The organism is Flavobacterium soli DSM 19725 (assembly GCF_000422705.1).
In the GTDB taxonomy this organism is placed as follows: domain Bacteria; phylum Bacteroidota; class Bacteroidia; order Flavobacteriales; family Flavobacteriaceae; genus Flavobacterium; species Flavobacterium soli.
Window position 1 is genome coordinate 17,951 of sequence record NZ_AUGO01000013.1, and the last position, 24,798, is coordinate 42,748.

The 24,798-nt window shown below is 39.6% G+C and carries 16 protein-coding genes; 9 read left to right on the forward strand and 7 right to left on the reverse strand.

Annotated elements, in window-relative coordinates:
* The first annotated feature begins 35 nt into the window (after nucleotides 1–35).
* Both G508_RS0113305 and G508_RS0113310 read left to right on the forward strand, forming a co-directional pair.
* Nucleotides 36–965: a PorP/SprF family type IX secretion system membrane protein gene (locus tag G508_RS0113305; RefSeq protein WP_026705786.1), complete on the forward strand. Its 930-nt coding sequence runs from the start codon at nucleotides 36–38 to the stop codon at nucleotides 963–965.
* A 12-nt stretch (nucleotides 966–977) separates the two neighbouring features.
* Entirely contained in the window at nucleotides 978–2,918 is a 1,941-nt protein-coding gene (locus tag G508_RS0113310; protein WP_026705787.1) for an OmpA family protein, read from the forward strand.
* 196 nt (nucleotides 2,919–3,114) lie between these two features.
* Here G508_RS0113310 and G508_RS0113315 read toward each other — a convergent pair whose 3' ends face one another.
* Nucleotides 3,115–4,476, reverse strand: a complete 1,362-nt coding sequence (locus tag G508_RS0113315) for a GH1 family beta-glucosidase (protein WP_026705788.1) — start codon at nucleotides 4,474–4,476, stop codon at nucleotides 3,115–3,117.
* Nucleotides 4,477–4,785: 309 nt separating this feature from the next.
* On the opposite strand from G508_RS0113315, the gene G508_RS0113320 reads away from it, so the two are divergent.
* A complete protein-coding gene (locus G508_RS0113320; RefSeq protein ID WP_026705789.1) occupies nucleotides 4,786–7,077 on the forward strand; it encodes a GH92 family glycosyl hydrolase in 2,292 nt (763 codons plus the stop codon).
* 154 nt (nucleotides 7,078–7,231) lie between these two features.
* Here the strand turns inward: G508_RS0113320 and G508_RS0113325 are convergent, their stop codons facing one another.
* From G508_RS0113325 to G508_RS0113335, 3 genes are all read right to left on the reverse strand, one after another.
* Entirely contained in the window at nucleotides 7,232–7,891 is a 660-nt protein-coding gene (locus tag G508_RS0113325; RefSeq protein ID WP_026705790.1) for an IS1 family transposase, read from the reverse strand.
* Between the two features lie 148 nt (nucleotides 7,892–8,039).
* Nucleotides 8,040–11,438 carry a DUF6443 domain-containing protein gene (locus G508_RS0113330; RefSeq protein ID WP_084625989.1) on the reverse strand — a complete coding sequence of 1,133 codons (3,399 nt, stop codon included), beginning with the start codon at nucleotides 11,436–11,438 and terminating at the stop codon, nucleotides 8,040–8,042.
* Between the two features lie 5 nt (nucleotides 11,439–11,443).
* Nucleotides 11,444–11,626 (reverse strand): hypothetical protein, encoded by a 183-nt coding sequence (locus G508_RS0113335; RefSeq protein WP_026705792.1) that lies wholly within the window; start codon nucleotides 11,624–11,626, stop codon nucleotides 11,444–11,446.
* A gap of 1,102 nt (nucleotides 11,627–12,728) precedes the next feature.
* Between G508_RS0113335 and G508_RS0113345 the strand changes: the two genes are divergently transcribed.
* Complete coding sequence (locus G508_RS0113345) at nucleotides 12,729–13,682, forward strand: hypothetical protein (RefSeq protein ID WP_026705793.1); 954 nt, start codon at nucleotides 12,729–12,731, stop codon at nucleotides 13,680–13,682.
* Between the two features lie 57 nt (nucleotides 13,683–13,739).
* Here G508_RS0113345 and G508_RS0113350 read toward each other — a convergent pair whose 3' ends face one another.
* The 3 genes from G508_RS0113350 to G508_RS19630 form a co-directional block, all read right to left on the reverse strand.
* Nucleotides 13,740–14,555, reverse strand: coding sequence for a DUF4249 domain-containing protein (locus tag G508_RS0113350; RefSeq protein ID WP_026705794.1), 816 nt, complete (start codon nucleotides 14,553–14,555; stop codon nucleotides 13,740–13,742).
* Between the two features lie 18 nt (nucleotides 14,556–14,573).
* Entirely contained in the window at nucleotides 14,574–16,949 is a 2,376-nt protein-coding gene (locus G508_RS0113355) for a TonB-dependent receptor (RefSeq protein ID WP_026705795.1), read from the reverse strand.
* 143 nt (nucleotides 16,950–17,092) lie between these two features.
* Nucleotides 17,093–19,396 (reverse strand): hybrid sensor histidine kinase/response regulator, encoded by a 2,304-nt coding sequence (locus G508_RS19630; RefSeq protein ID WP_211223392.1) that lies wholly within the window; start codon nucleotides 19,394–19,396, stop codon nucleotides 17,093–17,095.
* A gap of 422 nt (nucleotides 19,397–19,818) precedes the next feature.
* Here G508_RS19630 and G508_RS0113365 point away from each other — a divergent pair, with 422 nt between their 5' ends.
* The 5 genes from G508_RS0113365 (at nucleotide 19,819) to G508_RS0113385 (ending at nucleotide 24,773) form a co-directional block, all read left to right on the forward strand.
* Entirely contained in the window at nucleotides 19,819–21,972 is a 2,154-nt protein-coding gene (locus tag G508_RS0113365; RefSeq protein WP_026705796.1) for a TonB-dependent receptor, read from the forward strand.
* 132 nt (nucleotides 21,973–22,104) lie between these two features.
* Nucleotides 22,105–22,734: a tetratricopeptide repeat protein gene (locus tag G508_RS0113370; protein ID WP_026705797.1), complete on the forward strand. Its 630-nt coding sequence runs from the start codon at nucleotides 22,105–22,107 to the stop codon at nucleotides 22,732–22,734.
* A gap of 24 nt (nucleotides 22,735–22,758) precedes the next feature.
* Nucleotides 22,759–24,117 (forward strand): 2TM domain-containing protein, encoded by a 1,359-nt coding sequence (locus G508_RS0113375; protein WP_245569872.1) that lies wholly within the window; start codon nucleotides 22,759–22,761, stop codon nucleotides 24,115–24,117.
* 11 nt (nucleotides 24,118–24,128) lie between these two features.
* A complete protein-coding gene (locus tag G508_RS0113380; protein WP_026705799.1) occupies nucleotides 24,129–24,443 on the forward strand; it encodes a 2TM domain-containing protein in 315 nt (104 codons plus the stop codon).
* 12 nt (nucleotides 24,444–24,455) lie between these two features.
* Nucleotides 24,456–24,773 (forward strand): 2TM domain-containing protein, encoded by a 318-nt coding sequence (locus G508_RS0113385; RefSeq protein WP_026705800.1) that lies wholly within the window; start codon nucleotides 24,456–24,458, stop codon nucleotides 24,771–24,773.
* Nucleotides 24,774–24,798 lie beyond the last annotated feature (25 nt).

The following is a 24,798-nucleotide window of genomic DNA, read 5'->3' on the forward strand; positions in this document are numbered from 1 at the left end:
CTGCTGCTCCAATTATCAAATAAAAAATATATTATATGAAAATCAATACCGATTTGAAAAGATATTTACTGGCAGGTATGCTCCTTGCGGTAATGGGTGTTAATGCCCAGCAAGAACCACAATATACACAATATATGTACAATACCTTGACCGTAAATCCAGCCTATACAGGATCTACAGGATTTTTAGAAGCATCACTTTTGCACCGTTCCCAATGGGTAGGAATAGATGGTGCTCCAAGTACCCAAGCCTTTACCTTGCATTCGCAAGCGTTTAATGAAAGGATTGGACTCGGATTCAGTGCTGTAAACGACAAACTAGGGCCATCAGAGGATCTTTACCTGGATGGTAATTTCTCTTACACGGTTCCAGTAGGCTATGAAGCAAAACTAGCTTTCGGTTTGAAAGCAGGGGTGAGGGTGTTAAATATTGATTGGTCAAAAGGGATTTACCATCAGGATGGTGACCAGTTGTTCAACAACAATATCAACAACAAGATAACGCCTTCGGTTGGAGCTGGTATTTACTACTATACGGATCGCTTCTATGCAGGACTTTCGGTTCCTAATTTTATCCGAGCTGACTATTATGATGATATCGCAGAATCTACCATTTCCGATAGATTGCACTATTACGTGATGGGAGGATATGTATTTGAATTGAACGATAACCTCAAATTCAAACCTGCTGTTTTGGGTAAGATTGTTTCGGGAGCTCCAATAACGGTGGATGTCTCGGCTAATTTCCTGATCAATGATAAGCTAACTCTTGGTGCTTCCTACCGTTATGATGATGCGGTAAGTGCCCTTGCAGGGTTTCAAATATCCAAAGACTTCTTTTTAGGTTATGCCTATGACTATTCTGTAACCGAGCTTAACAAATACAACGACGGATCACATGAAATTGTCCTCAGGTTTCAGCTTTTGCCGAAGTCATCCAGAATCAAATCGCCTAGGTTTTTCTAATACATCACTATCATGAAGAAAATATTATTTATAGCAAGTTTGTTCTTTTGCCTAGCCAATGTCTATTCGCAAAGGAGCTTAAAGAAAGCCGATAAACTCTTTGCCGATCTAGCTTATGTTGAGGCTGCCGCATCCTATGAAAAATACCTTGAAGGCGAAGATCAGCCGGGTATCAAAACGATGATGAATGTAGCAGATGCCTATTATTATACAGGAAATATGGCAAGTGCACTAAGATGGTATACGCGTCTGGACGAAGTTTTGAAAGGTAGCATGGACGACAAATACTTTAACCGATACCTCCAAGCTCTAAAAGCCGAAGGTCATCAAACGGAAGCTGATGCTTTATTGAAAAAGCGCTTGGAAACAAAAGGGGATCCGGTTGCCATTCAGCGTTTCATTAATCAGAAAAAGCATTTGGATAGTTTGAAGTTGGTTACCTCCAATTATACGGTGACGAATCTAGCTTCTAATTCAAACAAAGCCGATTTTGGAACTGCTTTTTATGGTGACCAAATTGTATACTCATCGAGTAAGGACACCCTGCAATTGGGCATTAAAAAGTATTCGTGGAACGACCAGCCTTATCTGGATTTGTATGTTGCCGACAGGAATGCATCTGATGGTAGTTTTTTTAATGAACAAAAATTCATTCCAAACAACCAAACACAGTATCATAATGCAACATTGACTTTCACCGCTGATCTGAAAACAGTATATTATAGTGCCAATAATGTCAAGAAGAACGACAAGCTCATCAATAGCAAAAACGGTACAAACAATATCGAAATCATCAAAGGTGATGTGGTCAACAACGAGCTGAAAAACCCGAAAGGCGTTTCATTTAACCACAAGGATTACTCCGTGAGCCATCCGGCCCTTTCGCCAGATGGGACCAAACTCTATTTTGTTTCGGATATGCCAGGCGGTTATGGTGATACAGATCTGTATGTTTCGCATATTTTTAGCAATGGATTATTGGGAACTCCAAAAAACCTTGGGCCAAAAATCAACACAGCAGGAAGAGAAATGTTTCCTTTTGTAAAGGATTCAATCTTATATTTTTCATCAGATGGTCATTACGGACTTGGTGGACTTGATGTTTTTGAAAGCAAAAAAATAAAAGAAGATGAGTTTGATGAACCGAAAAATATCGGACAACCAGTTAACAGCGGTTTTGATGATTTTGCCTTTATCATCGACAAGGATAAAAAGTTTGGTTACTTTTCTTCTTCAAGAAAAGAAGGAAAGGGCGATGATGATATTTATTATTTCACCAGAGTAGATCCTCCATGCAACCAATTGGTTTCGGGGAAAGTGACGAATATCAAATTCAAGATGGGTATTAACCAAGCCGATGTAAAAGCCTATGATAAATATGGCGATGTGGTAGCTTCGGTGCAAACCAAGGAAGATGGAACTTATCAATTGGAAGTGCCATGTGGTTCGACCCTTAAAATCGAAGCGTCAAAACCCAACCATACTTCTGCCGAAAAAGAAGTGATTACTACCAAGAAAAATGGTGAGGAAATTACCAATATCGACTTCGAGCTTTCTAATTATGCTGATCTCATCAAAAAAGAAGGAAATGTTGAAAAGGTGGATATCAATCCGATCTTCTTTGAGTACAACAAATGGGCAATCACTGAACAAGCAGCAGTTGAATTGGATAAGGTAGTATATATCATGAAAAATTTCCCTTCCATCATTATCAAGATCGAGTCGCATACTGATTCTAGAGGAAAAGACGAGTACAATTTGAATTTGTCTAAAAACAGAGCCCAATCTACCTATGATTATATAGTAGCAAGAGGAATTGAGACCAGTCGTATCGAAAGTGTGACCGGATATGGTGAAACCATGCTCAAAAACCATTGCACCAATGGCGTGAAATGTACGGATGAAGAACACCAAATCAACCGTAGATCAGATTTTATTATCGTAAAAAGATAATTTGAGTTTTAGTTACATAGGTTATTGGTTTGACAAATGTGAAAAGGCACCCGATAGGGTGCTTTTTTTGTTGAAAAGCTTGAGATTTTATTTTTTTTTAAAATAGCTTTTTGTATATATTTAAATAATTTAGGTACTAAAATTAATGCTGATAGACCATTAGTCTACCAGCAAATAAATAAGAGTAGTGTTCCTATCAAATAGTAGGATCTAAAAAATCCCGAAACCATAACCCGGAATCCTTGATGGTTCGCTTCTGGGTGTCAAAATCTACGTGAATCAAACCGAATCTAGCATTATAGCCTTCGGCCCATTCAAAATTATCGGTAAGGCTCCACACAAAATAGCCCTCTACAGTGCAACCTTCCTTTTTAGCCTTTAGAATTTGTTGCAAATGGTCTTGTAGGTATTGGGTACGTTCCTTGTCGTTTACTTTTCCATCAATGACCGTATCAGCAAAAGAAGCACCATTTTCGGTTATTAGAATTTTCGGCATTCCCTTGTAGCTGTTGAATTTTTTAAGGATATGATAGATGGCTTCTGGGTATATTTCCCATCCCATAGTGGTAAAAGGCATTCCTCTTTTTTTAGCAGGAACCAATGAAGCACCGATGTAAGGCGTTATAATTGAGTTTTTTACAACTTCTTTCGTATAGCATTGCAGTCCTATAAAATCAAAATCGAAAGACAGATTTTTCCTGTCATCCCCTAGGATGTAGCGATCGAGCCTGTTTAACACTTTCAGATCTTCTTGAGGATATCCCAGTCCAATAATAGGCTCTATAAAAGTCCTGTTCAGCAAGGTGTCTACCCGTGTTGCCGCTCTGATATCCTTTGGTTTCTGGCTGTAGGGCTCAATATGGGTACAAGAAAAAGTAGTTCCGATATTAGCATCTACTACGGTATTTCGAACCATTTTTCCACCAGCTGCAGTTGCCAAAGTTACATGATGCATGGCTTTTATATAATTCGTTATACCTCTTCTCCCAGGTGCATGAATACCCAAAAAATATCCAGCACCAGTAAATACGGATGGTTCGTTCATGATGATCCAATTCTTGACACGGTCGCCAAAGTACCTGGTGCAAACCTCCGTATATTCTGAAAACCACGACACACATTCCCTGTTGGTCCAGCCTCCTTTCACTTCCAAGGCATGCGGCAAGTCCCAATGATAGAGTGTAATCCAAGGTTCAATTTCGCATTCCAATAAAAAGTCAATGATTTTGTTGTAGTATTCGATACCGGCTTCATTTACAGGTAAGGTTCCTGTAGGCATAATTCTCGGCCAGCTGATAGAAAATCGAAAATTAGGAATATTGAGTTGCCGTATCAGATGGATATCATCCTTATAGCAATTGTAGAAATCACAGGCGACTAGAGCGTGATGGCCGTTTCTTATTTTACCTTTCTTGGCGGTAAAGACATCCCAGATAGAAAGTCCTTTTCCGTCAGCATCGTGAGCACCTTCAATTTGAAAAGCGGCAGTAGAAACGCCCCACAAAAAGTCTTCTCCAAATTGTTCCCTGCTGAAAATCGAGTTTTCTGCTTTACTCATTAAAGGCTACTTTCTGATGTTTAATGACGGAAACTCGATTGCATGGCCTTCAAAAAAAGCCATTCCTTAATAAACGTTATGAATTTGAGACTGAAAAATTTCATAATAGATTGTTTTTATCAAAATAACAAAACACAAGCAAATAAATCGTAACCGTTAAGTTATCAAATAGTTAACATGATGAGATTCCAAATTTCAAACTCCAAATTCCAAATCTCAAACTCTCAACCGACAACTGAAAACTGACCACTGGGTTCTTTTCCCTACTTTTGAATCCCAAAACCTATATAAACTTCAATCGAAAACCCCATGAAGAAAAGTTTGTCCTTCCTGTTATTCCTGCTATCATTTTTTACATTTGCTCAACAGCAGCTTTTTAAATATGTCCGCCCGATTATCGGAACCGAAAAAATGGGACATACCTATCCCGGGGCCACCGTTCCTTTTGGAGCCGTACAATTGAGTCCCGAAACTGATACCATTTCGTATGAACTCAACGGAAAATACAATGGCAAGGTCTATAACTATTGTGCAGGCTATCGCTATGAAGACAAGACGATTACAGGTTTCAGTCACACCCATTTCAGCGGCACGGGCCATTCGGATCTTGGGGATTTCCTGATCATGCCCACACAAGGAAAACTCCAACTTAATCCCGGAACGGCAGATGATTCCAAGAGTGGTTACCGTTCGGCTTTTTCCCACGACAATGAATTGGCGGAAGCCGGATATTACAAGGTCAAACTTGACGACCATAACATCCTGGCGGAATTGACAACGAGCAAAAGGGTTGGAATGCACCAATATACTTTCCCTAAATCTTCAGCATCACATATCATCTTCGACTTGATGTCAGGCATTTACCATTATCCCGAAAAAAATGTCTGGACCTATGTTCGGGTGGTCAATGACACATTGGTAACAGGTTACCGTCAAACCAACGGTTGGGCAAGAACCCGAACGGTTTATTTTGCCATGTCGTTTTCAAAACCTTTCAAGAAATACGGTCAGCAGAATTATGATGACAAGCAATCCTATCGCGGATTTTGGCGTAAGTTCGACCAGACCGAAAACTTCCCAGAAATAGCAGGTAAAAATATCCGAATGTATTTCGATTTTGATACTGAAGATCAAGAAAAAATAAAAATCAAATTTGCCCTTTCACCCGTAAGCCAGAAGAATGCCCTGGAGAATATGCAAACCGAAATACCCCATTGGGATTTTGAACAAGTGCAGCATGAGGCCCAAGCCGAATGGAACCGAGAGCTCAACAAGATTGTAATCAAGGCATCAGAAGAGGATAAAGTGAATTTCTATACGTCGATGTACCATACTTTTATCACGCCAACGGTTTACAATGATGTGAATGGCGAATACAAAGGTTTAGATCAGGAAATTCACAAGGCAGAAGACTTTACGAATTACACCACCTTTTCGCTTTGGGATACTTACAGGGCCCTGCATCCCTTTTTCAATCTGATACAGCCTTCACGAAACAATGATATGGTACATTCCATGATGGCACATTACGATCAAAGTGCCTTGAAGATGTTACCAATTTGGTCGCATTATTCCAATGACAACTGGTGCATGAGTGGCTACCACAGCGTTTCGGTACTTGCAGATGCCATTATCAAAGGTGTCTATAAGGGCGATCCTCAAAAAGCATTGGAAGCCTGTATCGTGACTTCGAACCAGCGGGATTATGAAGGTATCGGCTACTACATCGACAACGGATTTATTCCTGCCGAAAAAAGTGGCACCTCGATTTCCAATACGTTAGAATATGCCTATGATGACTGGTGTATTGCCCAATTGGCGAAGTACCTCAATAAGATGGATGTTTACGAAGAATACACCAAGCGTTCGGGAAATTGGAACAATAACTATGATACTGAAACTGGATTCATGCGAGCGAAATTAGCAGACGGAACCTTCAAATCCAACCCTGATGTCATGAGTACACACGGACAAGGATTTATAGAGGGAAATTCGTGGAACTATAGTTTCTTCGTGCCACATACGCCAGAACTATTGATGCAAAAGATGGGTGGCCCGAAAAAGTTTGCCGAAAGGCTCGACGAATTGTTTACCATGCAGTTGCCCGATGCCTTCTTTGCCGATACCGAAGATATTACCCGAGAAGGAATAATTGGCGGATATGTGCACGGAAACGAACCAGCACATCACGTGGCTTATCTCTACAATACCGCAGGCCAGCCTTGGAAAACACAGGAACGCGTGCGAATGATCCTGAAGATGCAATACAAGAATGCACCAGACGGATTGGGTGGCAATGACGACTGTGGTCAAATGAGTGCCTGGTATATCTTTTCGTCACTAGGTTTTTATCCTGTAGCTCCAGGTTCGGCAGACTATGCCTTGGGAAGTCCGGCGGTAAAGTCGGCGGTATTGCAATTGGAAAACGGAAAAACCTTTAGCATTGAAGCCAAGAACCAAAGCGATAAAAATGTGTATGTACAGAAAGTTTTGCTTAACGGAACACCGATTAAAGATTACATACTTCGCCATGAAGACATCGTAAAAGGAGGGAAGCTGGTGTTTTATATGGGACCGAGAATGTTTAATAGGTTTTTTTAGAAAAAAATCAATAAGTTGTAGCTCGTAGAATCTGCAATCACATCATTGTTGTCAGTAAATGCTATGTTGCTGGTATTATCGGTATTGAAATATATCCATTGTTCTTGCTCAGAATATTGTTATCGCTATCCTTGATAGATATTAGGATTTTCCTTTAACTCCAAAAATAAATCTTCAATACACAAACCAAAACCATCAAACTTTTGCTGAAGCATATAGTCCTGCGGTTTAGCCTTTTGATATGGGTTCTCAATGTCAGATTCTGCCTTTCAATATGATTTGTGCCGAAACGTTTAACAGAATGTAATTTTTCATCAATCAGATATTTGTAATTTTTCAACCTGTCAGTAAATATTTTTTTTGCTTCCGATAATTTTAAAGTTTTCAAAACACGGTTTAGCGTTTTATTGGTTCGCTTTCCTACATTAAAACTTACAACTTTTTTAGAATTCTTTTCCAAGGCATAAACCAGCCAGATAAAGTTTCGCTTGTTTCTGATATAAGTGCACATCTCGTCAACCTCATAGGTTTTTCCCTTATTAATAATGGGCTGTTGAATGCTCTTGGCAATTGCTACAATCCTTTTAAGTAATGTGGTAGTCGAAATTTTCAATACCCTTGCAGTGCTTCTTATTCCCAAGCCCTCTTTTGTTAATTGGATAATGTTCTGGTTGAGGTCTGACTTATAAGCATTGTAGCCATAGCAAGACTGTTGCCGCTTTTGACAGATACAACATTTATAACGTTGTTTCCCATTGTTTTGAAATCCATTCTTTATGCATTTACCATTACAAAAATTACATTTTATTTCCATGACCTATTTTGATACATTAAGATAGAAGAAAAGCATTTTTAGGTCTTATCCGACCTCAAAAATAGGAGAGGTGACCTGGTAGGTCACCTCTAATTGGTTTGGAATCTCAAAATAAACATTTTTTTTCAAGGAGTTAGAGTGGTGATTTTCAAAAACACCTAATCTGAAACATTACCTCTGCTCCAGAGCCCATTGCTTTACCAAACTGTTTTATATTTCCTGAACTATCAAATTTATTGGGATGCAAATGTACATCTGAAATAGGAGTACTTCCATTTTCACTTAATTCAGCACGTGCACTAGCCCATTCTTTTGAGCCAATTTCACCAGCCTTTGCACCAGTTACAATTTCCGACTCTCCATTTGTTCCTCTCATAAATCCTTGCTCAGTAAATGATTTATTTTCCGCATCATTATTATATATCTCACTCATTTTATCACTTTCAGAGTCAGAAAACGCACTTACTACCTGTCCTTTATCAATAGCACTTTGCACCTTAGATTCTTTTTCACTTTTTGTTAAGACCATTTTCTTATCCGTCTTGCCATCCTCAATGTGCTTAACATGTTTACCATTCAAATTATAAAAATCAGTCGGAGGTGTTGCAAACATTCCATCTGGGTCGACAAATATCATTGGATTATTATAACAGTATACATATGGAGACCATTTCCTACTTACCTCCGCCAGCGGGTCAATATTCATCCATCTTCCAATCGCAGGGTCGTAATTTCTTGCTCCATAGTCGTAGAAGTTAAGCCCCAGCTCGTCCTGATACTCCTTGCCGTTGTATTTATACTGATACTTATTCCGATGTACCTCGTCTATAACCGCATACCCCGTACCATCAGGATTTCGAACATAATCATGCCTACCATCCCCATAATTGGCATGCTTCATCCCAAAGGGATAATAATGATTCTCCTCAAGTATAGAAAGCACCGTGCTTCCCTTTGGCATCGTATAGCTAACCCTTATGTTGCCCAAATGGTCCATATGGTTATAAACATAGTCAAAATCCTTGCCATTGGTCACACTCACGTATCCTTCTGCTGTCGGAAAATGTTGCAATATTCCTCCAACATACTGGTAACCGCCCAAATAATCCGTCACCGTGTTGATTTGCTCGCTGGAGGATTGGTGGATTACCTGCTTGGAAACCTTCTGTCCCAATGCGTTGTAAATATAGGAAATAAATTTCTCACCCTGATCCACCTTGAAGTTAATCCTTGTAGGCAAATTCAGGTGGTTATACACAATCGCATCGATTCCCTTGTTCCAGTCCTGAACCATGTTGCCATTGGCATCATAGCCGTAATCAGGTTCTGTGACACCATTTGGGTTCTGCCCATCACGGAAACCATCCAAACTGTTCGAGTGGTCGATTACCTTGAGCAGCCTGTTGCGGCTGTATTGGTATTCGAGGTTGTCAATCTCATACACAGGACCCCCATCGGCATCAAGATAACCCGTGCGGAACATGCTGGTAATATTTCCATTACGGTCATAGCCCATCTCCTCATTATAAGATGCGGTATAGGGATCGATCAGTCCAGGCTTCTGATAATAGGCATCTGTCAAGCGATTCAAATCGTCGTATTCATAGCTGTACTTCCTTAACACATTCTCAGGATATGTTTTCCAATAGGTCTCTCCTATGTTGCCATTATACAAGGGCGTGCTCATGCCTTCCACTTCATTATAGCCTATCTTGAAAGCAAATAAGTCAGTAGGCAATCCACTCTCAGCCAGGCTTGCCGTGTTGTTAATCCCCTTGAGCCACCCACGGATGTTGTAGGTATAGTCCCCCTTCTGGTGTCCGTTCGGGGTAGTCGCTGGTCCACCGACACGCTTGTTCTTGAGCTGTCCAAGTGCGTCATATTCGTTCTTGGCGATCAGCTCCACAGGTCCCGCCGTACCCTGGAATGTAATCCTGTGGGTTTGGGTCAGGAGCCTGTCCTGTGCTGTATAGGTAAATTCCTCCCTTGTCAGCAGTTCGTCACTACTTGCCTGGCGCTTGAGGCGGGTAAGGGTATAGAGGGCCTTGCCTGTAAAATCGAGTTTTGCATCGGTATAGGTATAACCCCCAAGGTGGTTTGTGGTATGGGTCCTCACTGGCCTTGCCTTCTTGTCATAGAGGGTGTAGGAGGTCTCTCCCAACGTGGCTGTTGCTGTGGTGAGCACCCTTGCCCAAGATCCCGTTGGCATTCCCTTTGGCTTCTTGTCAGTATTGTTATAATGGATATGTTCCACACCATCCAGGCTTACAGAAAAGGCAGTGGGAGCGTTTGGAAAGCCGTAGGAGTCATAATAGCTTACCGTCAGGAGCTTGAAGCCCGAAGGATAGGTAGCTGTGGCATACCCGGTCGCAATATTGTCGACGGTCGAGGTGCCCCTTGCAAGGTTGGTGATGGCACCATTGTAGGAAATCTGCAGGGTGTTCCGTGTCGTGGAGCTAACGGTGGCCTGGTACCATCCCGTAATCACGGGGCGGCTGAGGGCATCATAGCGGGTCAGCATCCATCCCGAGGTGCCTGTCCCAAAGGGAGAATAGGCAGGCCCTGTCGCCACCACCCGGTCCAGCTTGTCATAGACGATGAACTCCCATTGCTTGCCTGGCAGCTTCTTTTCCACAAGGCGGTTGCGGGAGTCATATCGGTACTGGTAGCAAAGGTCATTGAGCAATCCGTTGATGTTTCCCGTGGCAAGCGGAGGAATCACATAGGTCAGGTTGTCAAACTGGTCATAGATATAGTAGGTGTCGTGGGGTGTCACGGTGCTGCCCACCAGGTTGTAGGTACGCTTGAGCACCACCTTTCCCTTCTTGTTCTTGAATTCCTCGGTGGTCGAGAGCTTGATATGGTTGGCCGGAACCGGCTTCCAGTTCTCGTCCCTGGTGATGGTCTTGTAAAGCTGGCCGGGATTATAGTAGGTTGTCCCTGCACCGTTAACCAATGCGATGTTATACAATGGGGAGCTAAAGCTGGGATGCAAGGTGGCGTTGGCCTTGAAGAGCTTCACTTCTCCGGCCACATTGGTCCCATACTCGAACTTGATGGTATTGTCGTCGTCATTTTCGTGGTCAACAAGCCAGTCCAGTCCGGGAGCTCCCTGCTCCATGATCCTGCCAAGTGGCGAGGCTTCCAATCGCTTCTGGCTGTAGGGGTTTGTGGTATTCTCATAGGCTGTCGTATTGTAAAAGGCCGATACGTTGGCCACTGCCGCTGTATCATAGGCCATGGTGGCCGTCTGTGCCGCATACGGAAGATAGTCGTGGGTCTGCCTGCCAAAGGCGTCATAGACAATAGGGGTCACGATATCCGTTCCCGTTCCAATTGCCGATTGCCTGTGGGCCACCTGCTGCATCGGCCTTCCAAGGCCGTCAAAGTAGGTGACATTCACTGCCGCCTGGGCAGCGGTAGGGCTTGCAGGAAGGACAGTAGCCGTTTCCTGCTTGTAGGTCACGCTCTTCACATAGTTCTGGTTCGTACTCTGCGACATTGCCATCACAGGCAGAAGCAATAGGGTATATAATAGCTTTCTCATGCTTCCTAGTTTTGTGTTCTGTAATGGTATTGGTTCTCGCTCAGGATATTGTTGTCCTTGGGATCGGTGATGGCAATGGCGTTATCAGGGGCCAGGTCCCGTCCGATGTCCTGTGCGAAAACGCTTATGGGAAGCAGTAGCAATGTTAGCAATCTTTTCATATTGTGTGTCTTATATGGTTTGTTCATTCCTGCATATTATCTTACAGCTGTGGAAAATTAACATAATATTTGTAAAACCTTAATAGGGATTCCGCAAAAATGCTACCCGTATTTCTACGCATTTTGAGGCTTTTTAACAGAAAGTGATGTTAATTTATTGAGGATAATGTAAAAATGGCTTTTTTGGAGGTTTTGAAACGCTGTGCTTTTGCAAACTTCCTGCAAAAAGTAAAAGACTTTTTTATACTTCAAGAATCCATTTTGTGACTTTGCGACTCTAAAAAAAAATAGGCAACCTACTTGATTAATAAATTGTTATCCCTCCCAAGAATACCAAAATAAAACTCCCCACCACTAGGGAAAACCCTATTTCTTTAACACAAATCTAACCAGTCCCCATCACAACAAATTACGGTTTTCCGTAAAAGCGGAAAATAAATTAAAAAGTAAGAATTAAAAATTAAAATCATAGTAGTAATAACTCCGTTGTGGCATTGGTAAAGCTTCCTATTAAAGTAGTAAAGTTATAAGCAATCTAACAGATTGATAATTGAGATTCTTTAGAAGATAGAACCATTTCTTTAAATCTGTGCTCAAGTGGCAAGCTTTAACGAAACGGTGGCAAGCTCTAACGAAACGGTGGCAAAGATTAACGAAACGGTGGCAAAGGTTAACGAAACGGTGGCAAGCCTTAACGAAATGATGCCAAGAATAACGAAATGGTAGCAAGGTTTAACGAAAAGGTAGCAATGAGTAATGAAAAGGTGGCAATAGGTAACGAAACGGTGGCAAGAACCATCGAAAAGGTGATCAGGTGCAACGGTGCAGTGCGGAGCTATAACAGGCTAAAACAATGCATTATTGAAGTGTAAAAATGCTCTAAAGTGTTTGGAAATCAGTTTAAAAAAGAAAGAACAAGAGTTGACTTGGTGATAGTTAGTGGCAACAAACAGTTGAATTATTGTGTTTTTAGTGTTGTTAAAGTTAATTTATTTCAATTAAATGTATTTGGTAAATGTTATTCATTTTTTGTAAAATAAAATAACAATATTTAGAAATAGTGTTGCGTTATGTGTTAAAATTCATTTAATTTGAATTTTACTAATAACAATTAAATACAAAAAATGCTATGAGACCAAAAAAAGTAGTACGCCTTTATTCTACAGATGATGCGTATATGACCGAAACAGCAAGAGTGACACACGGATTGTTTGAAGCTGATTTGCCGTTGTTTAAAGATTTTGACAGCACAATGGATAGCAACTATGCAAAAGATTTCCTGAGTGCAGTGATGCAGGCCGAAACTGTTGTAAGGGATAGTGCCGTAAAAGATCAGCAGGTGAGCTTGACCGAGGAAGTGGATGGAAGCATGGATGCAGCACGATCTGCCTATAGCGCGATGCGTTATTTTGTTACAAAAGCGTTTCCTACTAGTGCAGGGATACAAGGGGAATTTGGACTGAATGATTATCTGAAAATTAGACGCAATAGGGCTCAGATGGCTCAATTCCTGTTTGAAATGTATGTGGCTTGTAAAAAATATGAAAGCCAGTTGATGACAGCAGGCTGTAAGATCGATCATATCATGCGATTGGAATCGGTGAGAAACGATCTGTTGACCAAAAACACCAAGCAAAAATCCTTTTCAAAAACACGTCCTAAATTAACCGAAGACCGTATTGTGGTTTTAAACAATTGCTATTTGATTCTGACCGAGGTGATGGCTGCGGCTCAGGTGGTTTTTGAAAACGAATATGCCAAGAAAAATCAGTATGTTTTTGAGCATGCTACAAAATCGAAGGACAAGGACGAATATATAGGCGAAATAGCTCCTGAGCGAACCGATGTAATAGCGGTAATGGAGTATGATGCAAAAGCGAATTTGGTTTTTACTAATACAGGAAGCGTTTCGTTAACCTTTGCCTTGAGTAACTCAGAGGAGCTGGAAGGTGCAGAGGTCGAACTTTCAGCCGAAGCCACTATCACGAAAACCATGGGCGAACTTCTTGAGAATGCCACCAGAATTTTGGTGCAAAACCAAGACAAGACCAAACAAGGCAGCTATCGTGTAGTGATAGAGTAGCAGAAAAAAAACTCCCGAAGCAATTCGGGAGTTTTTTTTTGGGAAACCATCTATAATTTATTCAATCACATAATTCCGAGTATCCGTTTGCGAAAGCCTAAAATAGCCAAAAGCGGTGTCATCAGGAGTAGTAGTATTGAGGATATTGCCTTTGATTCTTGCAGGTGCGGTAGAAAAAGGTCCGCCACCACCTGCCACATCCAAGAGGAGGTTCATATAATTATAGAATTGCTCTGAAACGCCAAACAAGGTCACATCAAAGGATTCACCAGACTTTAAATCTTCATTAAAATAGACATCATTGAACTGGTTGCCCTGAAAAAATTCATCATCGCTCACGCCATAGTTGGGGATAGCCCCGAAAGAAGTGATGTATCGGAACATATAGAAATCATCAGTCGCACCATTATCCGTAAAGAACACATTGATCTCCACCGAATCATCCCCAAACGGTGCTTCTTTTTGCTCAATCTTATCGATGGGAACAACGGGCATCAGCTTCTCGGTAGCGGTATAGGTTTGCCCGCCCGTTACCACAGTGAGTTGGTAATTGCCCTCTACAACCGGGATAAAGCTGGTGCACACATAGTCGCCAGTTCCCGGGTTTTCGATAAAGTCAAAGACTTCGTTGGTGTCGGTGTTGGTTACAAAAACAGTTGCTCCTGTAACCTTTGGAACGGTTGGCTCATAATAGCCCGTTGTGGTGCTCAACTTGATAACCTGCTCATTTCCTGTAGAGCCCAATTGCCAATTGATTGAAGCATCTACCACCAGTTTTGGCTCGCCCGTTTGCAAATCAACATCAATTACCTCTTCGCAGCTTGTAAAGAAGGTGGCAATCAATAGAACGGCTATATATTTTAAGTTTTTCATTGTGTAGCTTTTTTAGGATTAGAATTTAAAATTGTAGCTGATACCCGGAACAATTCCGAATATCGAAAGACGAACCGCCTCATTCTTTCCTGTAAGTTCATCCTGACGGAAACTGATGGAAGCGGCATTGTTTCGGCCATAGATATTATAAATACTGAATACCCATTCGCTTTGCCATCCCTTTTTCTTGTCGGGTTTTGGCGTATAAGTAGCCGAGAAATCCAAGTGGTGGTAGAGGGGAAGTCGGTTTTCATTTCGCAGTCCATAGCTCGGCACCGTGATGCCTTCATATTGGTAATAGCCATTAGGATAGGTCACTGGCTGTCCAGATTGCAAGGCGAAGTTGGCTCCAAACGACCATTTAGGGCCTAGTTCATAAGCAGCAGTTACGGCAATATTGTGCAATTTGTCATAACCTGTCTTGTACCATTTTCCGTCGTTTATACCGGTTTCATTGGCATTTCTACCTGGCGTTTGTTGTTCGGATCGCGAGAGTGTATAGGAAATCCATCCGTTGAATTTTCCGGTATTTTTCTTGAGCATCATTTCCAATCCGTAGGCACGTTGCTTTCCGTACAGGACAATCTGCTCCATAAATTCGTTCCCAATCAAATCGGCACCATCAATATAGTCGATTCTGTTTTTTACGGTCTTGTAGAAGGTTTCCAGTTCCAGCGAATAATCATCATTGTGGAAATTCCTGAAATACCCCAAAGCTACCTGATCGGCAATTTGCGGTTTGATGAATTCGTCGCTTGGTGTCCAGATGTCCAATGGAGTAGGAGATGAGGTGTTCGAAATCAGCTGCAGGTATTGCACCATCCTGTTGTAGCTGGTCTTGATGGAGGAATCCTCATTTAAGGCATAGGAAATGGCAGCCCTTGGTTCGAAATTATCGAAGGAAGTAATGACTTCATTTTTATCATAATAGGTCGACCCGATTGGGGTAGCCTTTTCATAAATCTGGAAGGTTTCGTTGAAATTAACCGCCTGATTGTTTTCATATATATTGATGCTGGAATCGCCACCCAGACGGTAGAACATGCTGTAACGCAGTCCATACATCAACGAAAGTTTGTCGGTTAGGGTGTGTTCTGCTTCAATATAGGCGGCAGGTTCAAAAGCAAATTTCTTGGCAAAAGTTCGTTCATTGATACCCGAACTGGCTGTTAAAGGTTTTATTTCTCCCGGATTAAAGTTGTAATAAATAGCATTGATACCGTAGGCCAATTTCAATTTGTCCGAAACATAATGCTTGAAATCATATTTAAGATTGAAGTTCTTGATGCCCGATTCATATTGCATCCCGATAAAATCCAAATCCAAACCATAATAGTAATCACTGTAGATAAACGAAAGATTGGAGAACAATTTATCCGAAAACAAATGGTTCCAACGAAGGTTCAAGGTCGAATTTCCATAGACGTTATTGAAAACGTTGCCAATGTCAAAAACATCCCTACCGAAATAGCCTGAAAGATAGAGGTTATTGTTTTCGCTCAATTTATAGTTCAGCTTTGCATTCATATCATAGAAGTAGGCCGAGTTATCATTATCCGCCAATTTCAAGAACAGATGGGCATAGGAACCACGACCGCTTATAAGAAACGAACCTTTGTCTTTTACAATTGGTCCTTCGGCCAAAAGACGGCTCGAGATCAATCCGATACCACCGTTCATGTGAAATTCCTTTGAGTTTCCATCCCTTTGATAGACATCCAAAACAGAGGAAGCACGACCACCGAAACGGGCCGGAATTCCACCTTTATAGAGTTTCAATTCCTTTATCGCATCGGCATTAAAAACCGAAAAGAAACCAAAAACGTGTGAGGAATTATAGATGGTAGCTTCGTCCAAAAGGATCAAATTTTGATCGGCAGCTCCACCACGAACATTGAAACCGGAGGCTCCTTCGCCAGCATTGGTAACTCCGGGAAGTAACAGGATCGACTTCAAGACATCGACTTCACCCAGAACTACTGGCATTTTCTTGATGGTTTCCACCGACAATTTGTTGACACTCATTTCGGGCTTTCGGATATTGGTTTTTCCTTTGTCCGTAACGACTACTTCCTCCAGCTGTTCGCCATCGTTGCTGAGGGGAACGGATAGTTTCATGTTTTGATTGAGTGAAATTTCCTGGGTTACGGTTGGAAACCCTACATAGCTAATTTCGACAGTGTGGGTTCCTTTTGGCAAAGTCAGCGAATAGAATCCATATTCGTTTGTGGTAGTTCCGATCTTGAGTTCGGGGACATAAATGTTGACACCAATTAAGGTTTCATTGCTGGAAGCGTCTGAAATAGTACCGCTGATCGTGAATTTTTCTTGGGAAAAGGAGATTGATGTAAACAGAGAAAAGACAAAAATGAGGCATTTGAATTTAAAATCCATTGTAGTTGATGATGTTTTGATTGATTAGGTATGACGAATTAAACGCTTTAATCGAGCAGATGTTACATCATTTTGAAATATTTAACATTCTAAAAACTACAATAGCTATTTTGGAGTATAAGGAGTCCTAGTATTGGCGAGAATTAGTTGCTATATTTTTGTATGATTCTATAAAGTTCTTGTAGTTTGAACGGTTTCGAGATATAATCGTTCATGCCAAAGCTGATACATTTTTCTTTTTCTCCTGTCATAACATGGGCCGTCATGGCAATGATTGGAATAGCCTTGTTTACTTCGGCTCTTATGTTTTGGGATGCGGTGTAGCCATCCATTATGGGCATTTGGATGTCCATTAATACTAGGTCATAATGTCCATATCGGAGCATTTCAACTGCAATTGCACCATTTTCTGCGATATCTATAGCACATCCAAATCGAGTCAGTACATTTTTTGCAAGGAGTTGGTTTAAGGAATTGTCTTCTGCCAATAATATTTTGATCTCTCTGTCGAATTTTTCCAATTTCAAGATCGTTTCTAACTCTAATTTCTCGGTTTCAATTTTTAGATTTTCATTTTCTATTTTATAGGAAAGGGTAATCATAAATTCTGTTCCCTCGTTCTCGGTACTGTCAATTTTTATGGTTCCCTTTTGCATATGAACAAGGTTTTTTACAATAGACAATCCGAGACCACTTCCTCCAAAATCCCTGGTGGTTTCGGCACTTGCTTGAACAAATCTTTCGAAGATTTCATTTTGCATATCTTTAGGGATACCTTTTCCTGTATCTTTTACTGATAACATGATTGTGGCCAAATCATTTTCAATCGAAAGTACTGTGATCGTGACTTTGATGCTTCCTTTTTCGGTAAACTTAATTGCATTACCAATGAGATTGATTAGAATTTGCGTTAACCGTGTTGGGTCGCCAATGATGAGGTTGGGCATTTTTTTATCGATGGTAAGGTCAAAACTCAAACCTTTCTCATCGGCTTTAGCAGTAAACATTATCATTACTGACTGCATTAAATCATTTATCTTAAATGGTATCTTTTCTAAAAGCAACATTCCGGCTTCTATTTTCGAATAATCTAGGATATCATTGATGAGTACAAGCAGATTTTCGCCACTCGATTTTATATAATTGAGGTATTCTTTATTGGTTTCGTTCAGATCGTTTTTGTCAATTAGATTGGTGAAACCAATAATTGCATTCATAGGAGTGCGAATTTCGTGGCTCATATTGGCCATGAAGCGTTCTTTTGTTTTTGAAGCTTCGACAATTTTTTCTTCTAGCTCTTTTCGCTCCGTAATATCATAAATTATGGTAAGTCCGTATTTTTTATCCAAAACCTCAATCGTTTCAGAAGATAATAGACCTGCTTTTTTTATTCCCTTTTTAGTATAATAGGTGATTTCATAATTACTGAGTCGGCCTTTTTTTATGAGTAATGAAATTAGCTTTTCTCGGTCTTCCGGCGAAATCAATCCAAGCTCAACAGCTGTTTTCCCGGCTACTTCTGTCATGGTGTAGCCTGTTAGCTTAGAAAAGCCTTTATTGACTTCCAAATATTGTTTGGTATCAATATCAGATAAAATCATTCCAGCAGGATTCATGTGAAAAATCTTGAAAAACTTTTCTTCGCTACTTTCTAGTTCTTTTGTACGTTCCTTTATGATTTCCTCTAGCGAATTGTTTAGCTGCAAAAGTGAATCTTCGGCTTGGGATCGCTTTAAATCTATTCTATTCAAGTATAGGGCAGTTCTTCCAAGAATAATTAAAGTTACCAATATAAACGAAAGCATAAATAACGTGATGCCCAATTCTACTGAAATAGCACCGTATCTATTAGACAATATGTGAAAAAAACCAAGAAGAACAATTGCAATTGTAGAAATGGGAAAGATCTTTCGAACCACTATATTCCCAATCCTATTTCCAATAAAAAGCGACGTAATCCCATAATTGGGATGTAGCAGTGTGGCGGCAATAGAGGAGATAAAAAACAATAGGGCTGTAGGGATAGCCATCGATTCGAAACGAGTAAAGCTATGAAAAGCAGGTACACCATATAAATATCCAATGATTGCTATAAAAGAAATCAAGCTTACGATATGAAAAGCATATTGGGCACTACTTTTTAAAACCCTATTGTTTGACCGTATCATTAAAAAAGCCAACGAAAAAGCTGTAAAACTGAAGGAAGTTGTTCTTGACATTCTTCCTGGGAAGGGAGTATCTAGCAAGTGACCCTTGGTATCCTGCATTAACAATTCGTCGAGTACATAATCTACCTCAAATATGCTAGCTAAAAGTGTTGAAAAACCAATGGCAAATACCACAACGGACAATAGATAATAAAGCGTCACATAGAACCTTTCTTTTTGTATACTGGAAAAAAGTATCCATCCTAGTAGAAAAACACATAAAGCACTATTAAATTTCATAGTACTGAAGCCCGGTACCACGCTTTTTAAAATTTCAATATGAAGAAACCAACCCAATAGCACTGTTAAGCTAAAAAGTATGTTAACAAGTAATACTATCTTAATTACAAAATCAAATCTTGATTTTCTAGGATTTGCTATCATGTTTTAAAAGGAGCCTGAAAGACAATAGAGATTTGCTTCTATACAGCCAGCCAGCGGACAAAGTTAGTTTTTAAAATGTAGTTTTCAAAAAAAATAAGAATTCGATCTACTTAAATTTTTTGTTTTTGTTTTTTATTTTTATATACGTATAAGTTTACTGAAAAGTTTATTATGGAACTCGCTATAACGGTTCATCCTCAAAAATCTACAATTCAGTAATCATTACTTTTTTTTGCTTCAAATACTTCCCAACTTTGCTTCATCAAAAAAACATAATCATGAAAGGAATCTTTACTTTTTTATTTTTAATCGTTTCAATTTCAGTTTTTTCTCAAACCAAAATTTCGGGAAAAGTAGTGGACGAAAAAGGACTTCCGTTAGAAGGAGCTAACATTTTTATTGAAGGAACTTATGATGGAACGGCAAGTGATGCTGATGGAAATTTTTCTTTCACCACTACTGCAACTGGAACACAAATCTTGAAAATCACCTTTTTAACGTATGAAAGTTTTACAGAGACCTTTATAGTAGAAAATTTCAAATCGAAAACTATAAAATTAAAGGAAAGTATGAACAGTCTTGATGCTGTGGTCATCAATGCAGGAACACTTGAAGCGGGAGATAAGGCTCGGGTTTCGGTGCTGAAACCGTTGGATATCGTGACAACGGCGGGATCTGCTGGAGATATTATTGCCGCTTTGCAATCGCTTCCAGGGACACAAACCGTTGGTGAAAGTGGTCGTTTGTTCGTTCGTGGTGGTGAAGCCGATGAAACCCAAACCTTTGTTGATGGTCTTCGAGTGGCCCAGCCTTATGGTGCTTCCGCAAATAATATCCCAACTCGTGGTAGATTTTCTCCTTTTCTTTTCAGTGGCATTTCGTTTTCTACAGGTGGATATTCTGCAGAATATGGAGAGGCTTTGTCCAGCGTTTTATTATTGAATACTCAGGACGAACCGGTTCAGGAAGAAACCGATATCTCACTAATGACAGTTGGTCTAGGACTTAGCAACACTCAAAAATGGGAGAAAAGTTCACTTACGTTGAATACGGCTTATGTAGATTTGGCTCCTTATCAGCTTGCTGTTCCACAAGCCGTAGATTGGAACCGAGCTTATCAATCATTATCGGGTGAAGCGGTTTATCGCTATCAATTTAATAGTGGCTTGCTGAAATTTTACACCGCTTTTGAAGCTGCACGTTTCGATTTGAACCAAGAAAATATCAATACGACAGAAAAAAACAGAGTGAACCTGAACAATAATAATCTATACCTCAATACTTCCTTCAATGGCGTACTTGCTGGTACCTGGGACATTACAACAGGTTTGAGTTATGGCTATGGGCAAAATAAGATTGGTTTGGACCTTGACGATGTGGAGAATACGGAACATGCTTCTCATTTGAAACTGAAAGTCAGCAACAAATTTTCTGACCGTATAAAATTGTCGATTGGAGCCGATTATTTTATCACCCAATTTGATGAATCATTCAAAGAAAATTTGGGAGATAGTTTTTTATCAGGCTACGATGCCAATATTGCTGCAGCCTATTCTGAAATGGATATTTTTTTCTCTAAGAAACTAGCTGCAAAAGTAGGCTTCAGAGCATCAAACAATGATCTATTGGATGAGTTTAATCTTTCACCAAGAGCTTCGTTAGCCTATAAAACGGGAAAATTCAGTCAGTTTTCATTTGCCTATGGCGATTTTGTTCAGGCTCCACGTGCCGATTATTTGAAATATACCAGTCAACTGGAAACTGAAAACACAGCCCATTATATTTTGAATTATTCTTACAATAGACAGGGAAAAACGTTTAGGGCTGAAGCTTACTATAAAAAGTACAATAACCTAGTCAAGTTTGATACTCCAACGGCTCAATTCAATTCTGTTTATGAAAATTCGGGTTCAGGATATGCAAAAGGGTTGGATTTATTTTGGAGAGACAATAAAACATTCAAGAACCTGGAATATTGGATTTCCTATTCTTTTATTGACACCCAAAGGGATTATCGCAACTTTCCCATTCAGGCAACGCCAAGTTTTGTAGCCAAGCATACGGCTTCGGTTGTCACCAAATATTGGATCAACAGTTTACGTTCGCAGCTAGGATTGACCCACAATTTCAATTCAGGTCGTCCTTTTGAAAACCCAAACAAAGCAGGCTTTATGAATGGCAAAACCAAAGATTTTCATAACCTGAATTTGAGTTGGGCTTATTTGATGAGTCCTCAAAAGATTCTCTATCTCTCGGTTTCGAATGTTTTAGGAACCCAAAATGTTTTCGGATATGAATTTGCAAACACTCCAGATGCCAATGGTGTTTTTAACAGCAAACCAATAGTGCCAACAGCCGACCGATTCATTTTCGTAGGTTTCTTTTGGACCATCAGCAAGGATAAGAAAACCAATCAATTGGATAATTTATAAACCGTTACAGTTCATCCTTAAAAATTGACAATTCAGTAGGTTTTAATTTTATAGTACAACGTTCAAGCTTACTTTTGAACTGTAAATTAAAAGTTTCAATCATCAAAACACTAACAATCAAAAATTAATATCATGAAAAAAATTATCATTACCATCGTTTTATTTGCAACAGCATTAGTAAGTGCACAATCACAGTTTGAGCAAGGAATGGGAAAGGCATTTCAGCTTTGGGGCGAAGGAAAACCTGCAGAAGCTTCGGCAATGTTTGAACGAATCGCTTCGGCCGAAAAGAATTCTTGGCTTCCTAATTATTATGTAGCTTTAGTGAACACCACAACGGCTTTCCAGAGTTTAGGCGATAAGGAAAAAGTTGCCCCTCTATTGGATAAAGCTCAAGAAGCTTTGGATATCGAATTTATCAAGCATCCTGAAAATCCTGAAATCCTTGTAATGCAAGCGATGATTTATACCGCTTGGGTAGCATATGATCCGATGACAAATGCCATGAAATATTCACCAAAAGTGATGGAAATGTATGCAAAAGCTGGAAAGATCGCACCCGAAAATCCAAGGGTAGTTTTCGGTCAAGCCGAATTTGAAATTGGTGGAGCACGTTATTTCGGACAAGATACTTCGGCAATGTGTGCTCAAATTGACAAAGCAATCGGTCTTTTTGCTACTTTTAAACCAGAAACAGCTTTCCATCCAAATTGGGGGTTAGACAGGGCATTGGAAGCTCAAAAGGAATGCAATAAAAAATAAGAATAAGTAATAAAAAATAAAACAGTGCAAAAAGTAATCCAATATGTTTTCAAGACGGTAATCACGGGCTTTATTGTGAGTTGTGTTATCATGGGTATCATGTTTATAATAGAGGCATTGTTTGGAAGGAAATTTTCTTTGGATGCAGATCTTTTTGAAGAAATGGGCTACTATTGCTTGTATGGAATTGTTCTCACATTGATCAACTCGGCTTATTTTGATTATTTGAACCATAAAGTAGTTTGGGGAAATTATAAAAAAGTTAGAGTTTTAATAGGTGTTGTAGGAAGTATTACCCTTACCATTGGAGGAATTTTCTTGATCAGAATGTTTATGTCGGTAGTAATCTTGAAAAATACTTTAGAAAACTTTCTTTCAAAAGAATCTCCACGATTTTATGTAATAGCCTTGATTATCACAATGGTGATGAGCTTATTTTTTCACCTGATTTATTATTATAAGAAAGCACAGGAAAATAAAGTAAAGGAACAAAAAATCATTGCAGGAACGGCTTCTGCCAAATTTGAAAGCCTGAAAAACCAAATCGATCCACATTTCCTTTTTAATAGCCTGAACGTTCTAAGTTCTTTGATCGAAGAAAATCCCGATAATGCACAACGTTTCACGACTTCGCTTTCTAAAATCTACCGCTATGTTTTGGAACAAAAAGACAAAGAACTGGTTTCGGTTGAAGAAGAATTGGCTTTCGCCAAAACCTATATGAACTTGCTCAAGATGCGTTTTGAAAATAGTTTGTTCTATGAACTTCCTGCAAATGTTTCGAATCCAGAAGCCAAAGTGGTGCCACTTTCGCTGCAATTATTATTAGAAAACACCGTGAAACACAACGTGGTAAGTGAACAAAGGCCTTTGCATATCAGGATTTTGGACAAAGGTGATTATCTGGTAATTCAAAACGATTATCAAAAAAAGGAAGTCCTGCAGGACAGGCAAGGTGTTGGTTTACAAAACATCATCAACAGATATGGGATCATAACTAGCAGAAAGGTTTTGATCGAACAAAATGAAAAAGAATTTTCGGTTAGCATCCCGATATTAACTAAACAAATATCCGTTATGGAAACAAATAATAGCAACGACGAAAAAAATATGTATTTGAAGGCCCAAAAAAGGGTGGAAGACATCAAAGGGTTTTATGGTCACCTGAGTTCTTTTGTGATTGTTAATATTGGATTGGCGATTTTAAATTTAATTTCGAGTCCATCACATCTTTGGTTTTTTTATCCCTTGATAGGATGGGGAATTGGCCTTGTGGCACATGGCATGACGGTTTTCAATTATATGCCTTTTTTGAATAGTGATTGGGAGGAGAAAAAAATCCAGGAAATCATGCGAAAAGAAAAAAATAACAAGTGGAATTAATCAGTAGTAGTATGGAAAAGTATGATGAATTTGAAGAATATCGATATGAAAAGGCCAAAAGAAAAGCCAAGGAAATAAGAGGTTTTTATTATAATTTAGTTTGCTATTGTATTGTTATTCCTGTATTGATTTTTATAAATCTCACCTTTGTTCCACATTTTCATTGGTTTTGGTTTTCACTAATTGGATGGGGAACCGGTATTTTAGTACATGGAGTTTCAGCTTTTGAGTTAAATCCCTTCTTGGGGAAAAACTGGGAAGAAAAAAAGCTACAACAATTGATTGAAGAAGAAAAACGAAAACAAGCTAGAAAAAACAATAATTAAAACATAAATAAAATGGAAAATTTAACCGAAATCGAACGACAAAAATTTGAAAGAGCAAGAAAAAGAGTAAAATCTATTGCAGGATTTTATAAACACTTGATGGCCTATATTCTAGTAAACTTATTTCTAATTTCGATGAAATATTTTAAACTAGACCCAGGAGAAAATTTCTTTGAGTTTTCTACATTTTCTACCGCATTCTTTTGGGGGATTGGCTTGGCTTTTCACGCTGCAGGAGTTTTTGGAACGAATGTTTTCCTTGGAAACGATTGGGAAGAAAAGAAAATTGATGAACTAATGAAGAAAAATCAGGGGAACAAATGGGAATGAGTTCTTAGTGATCAGTTTTCAGTCG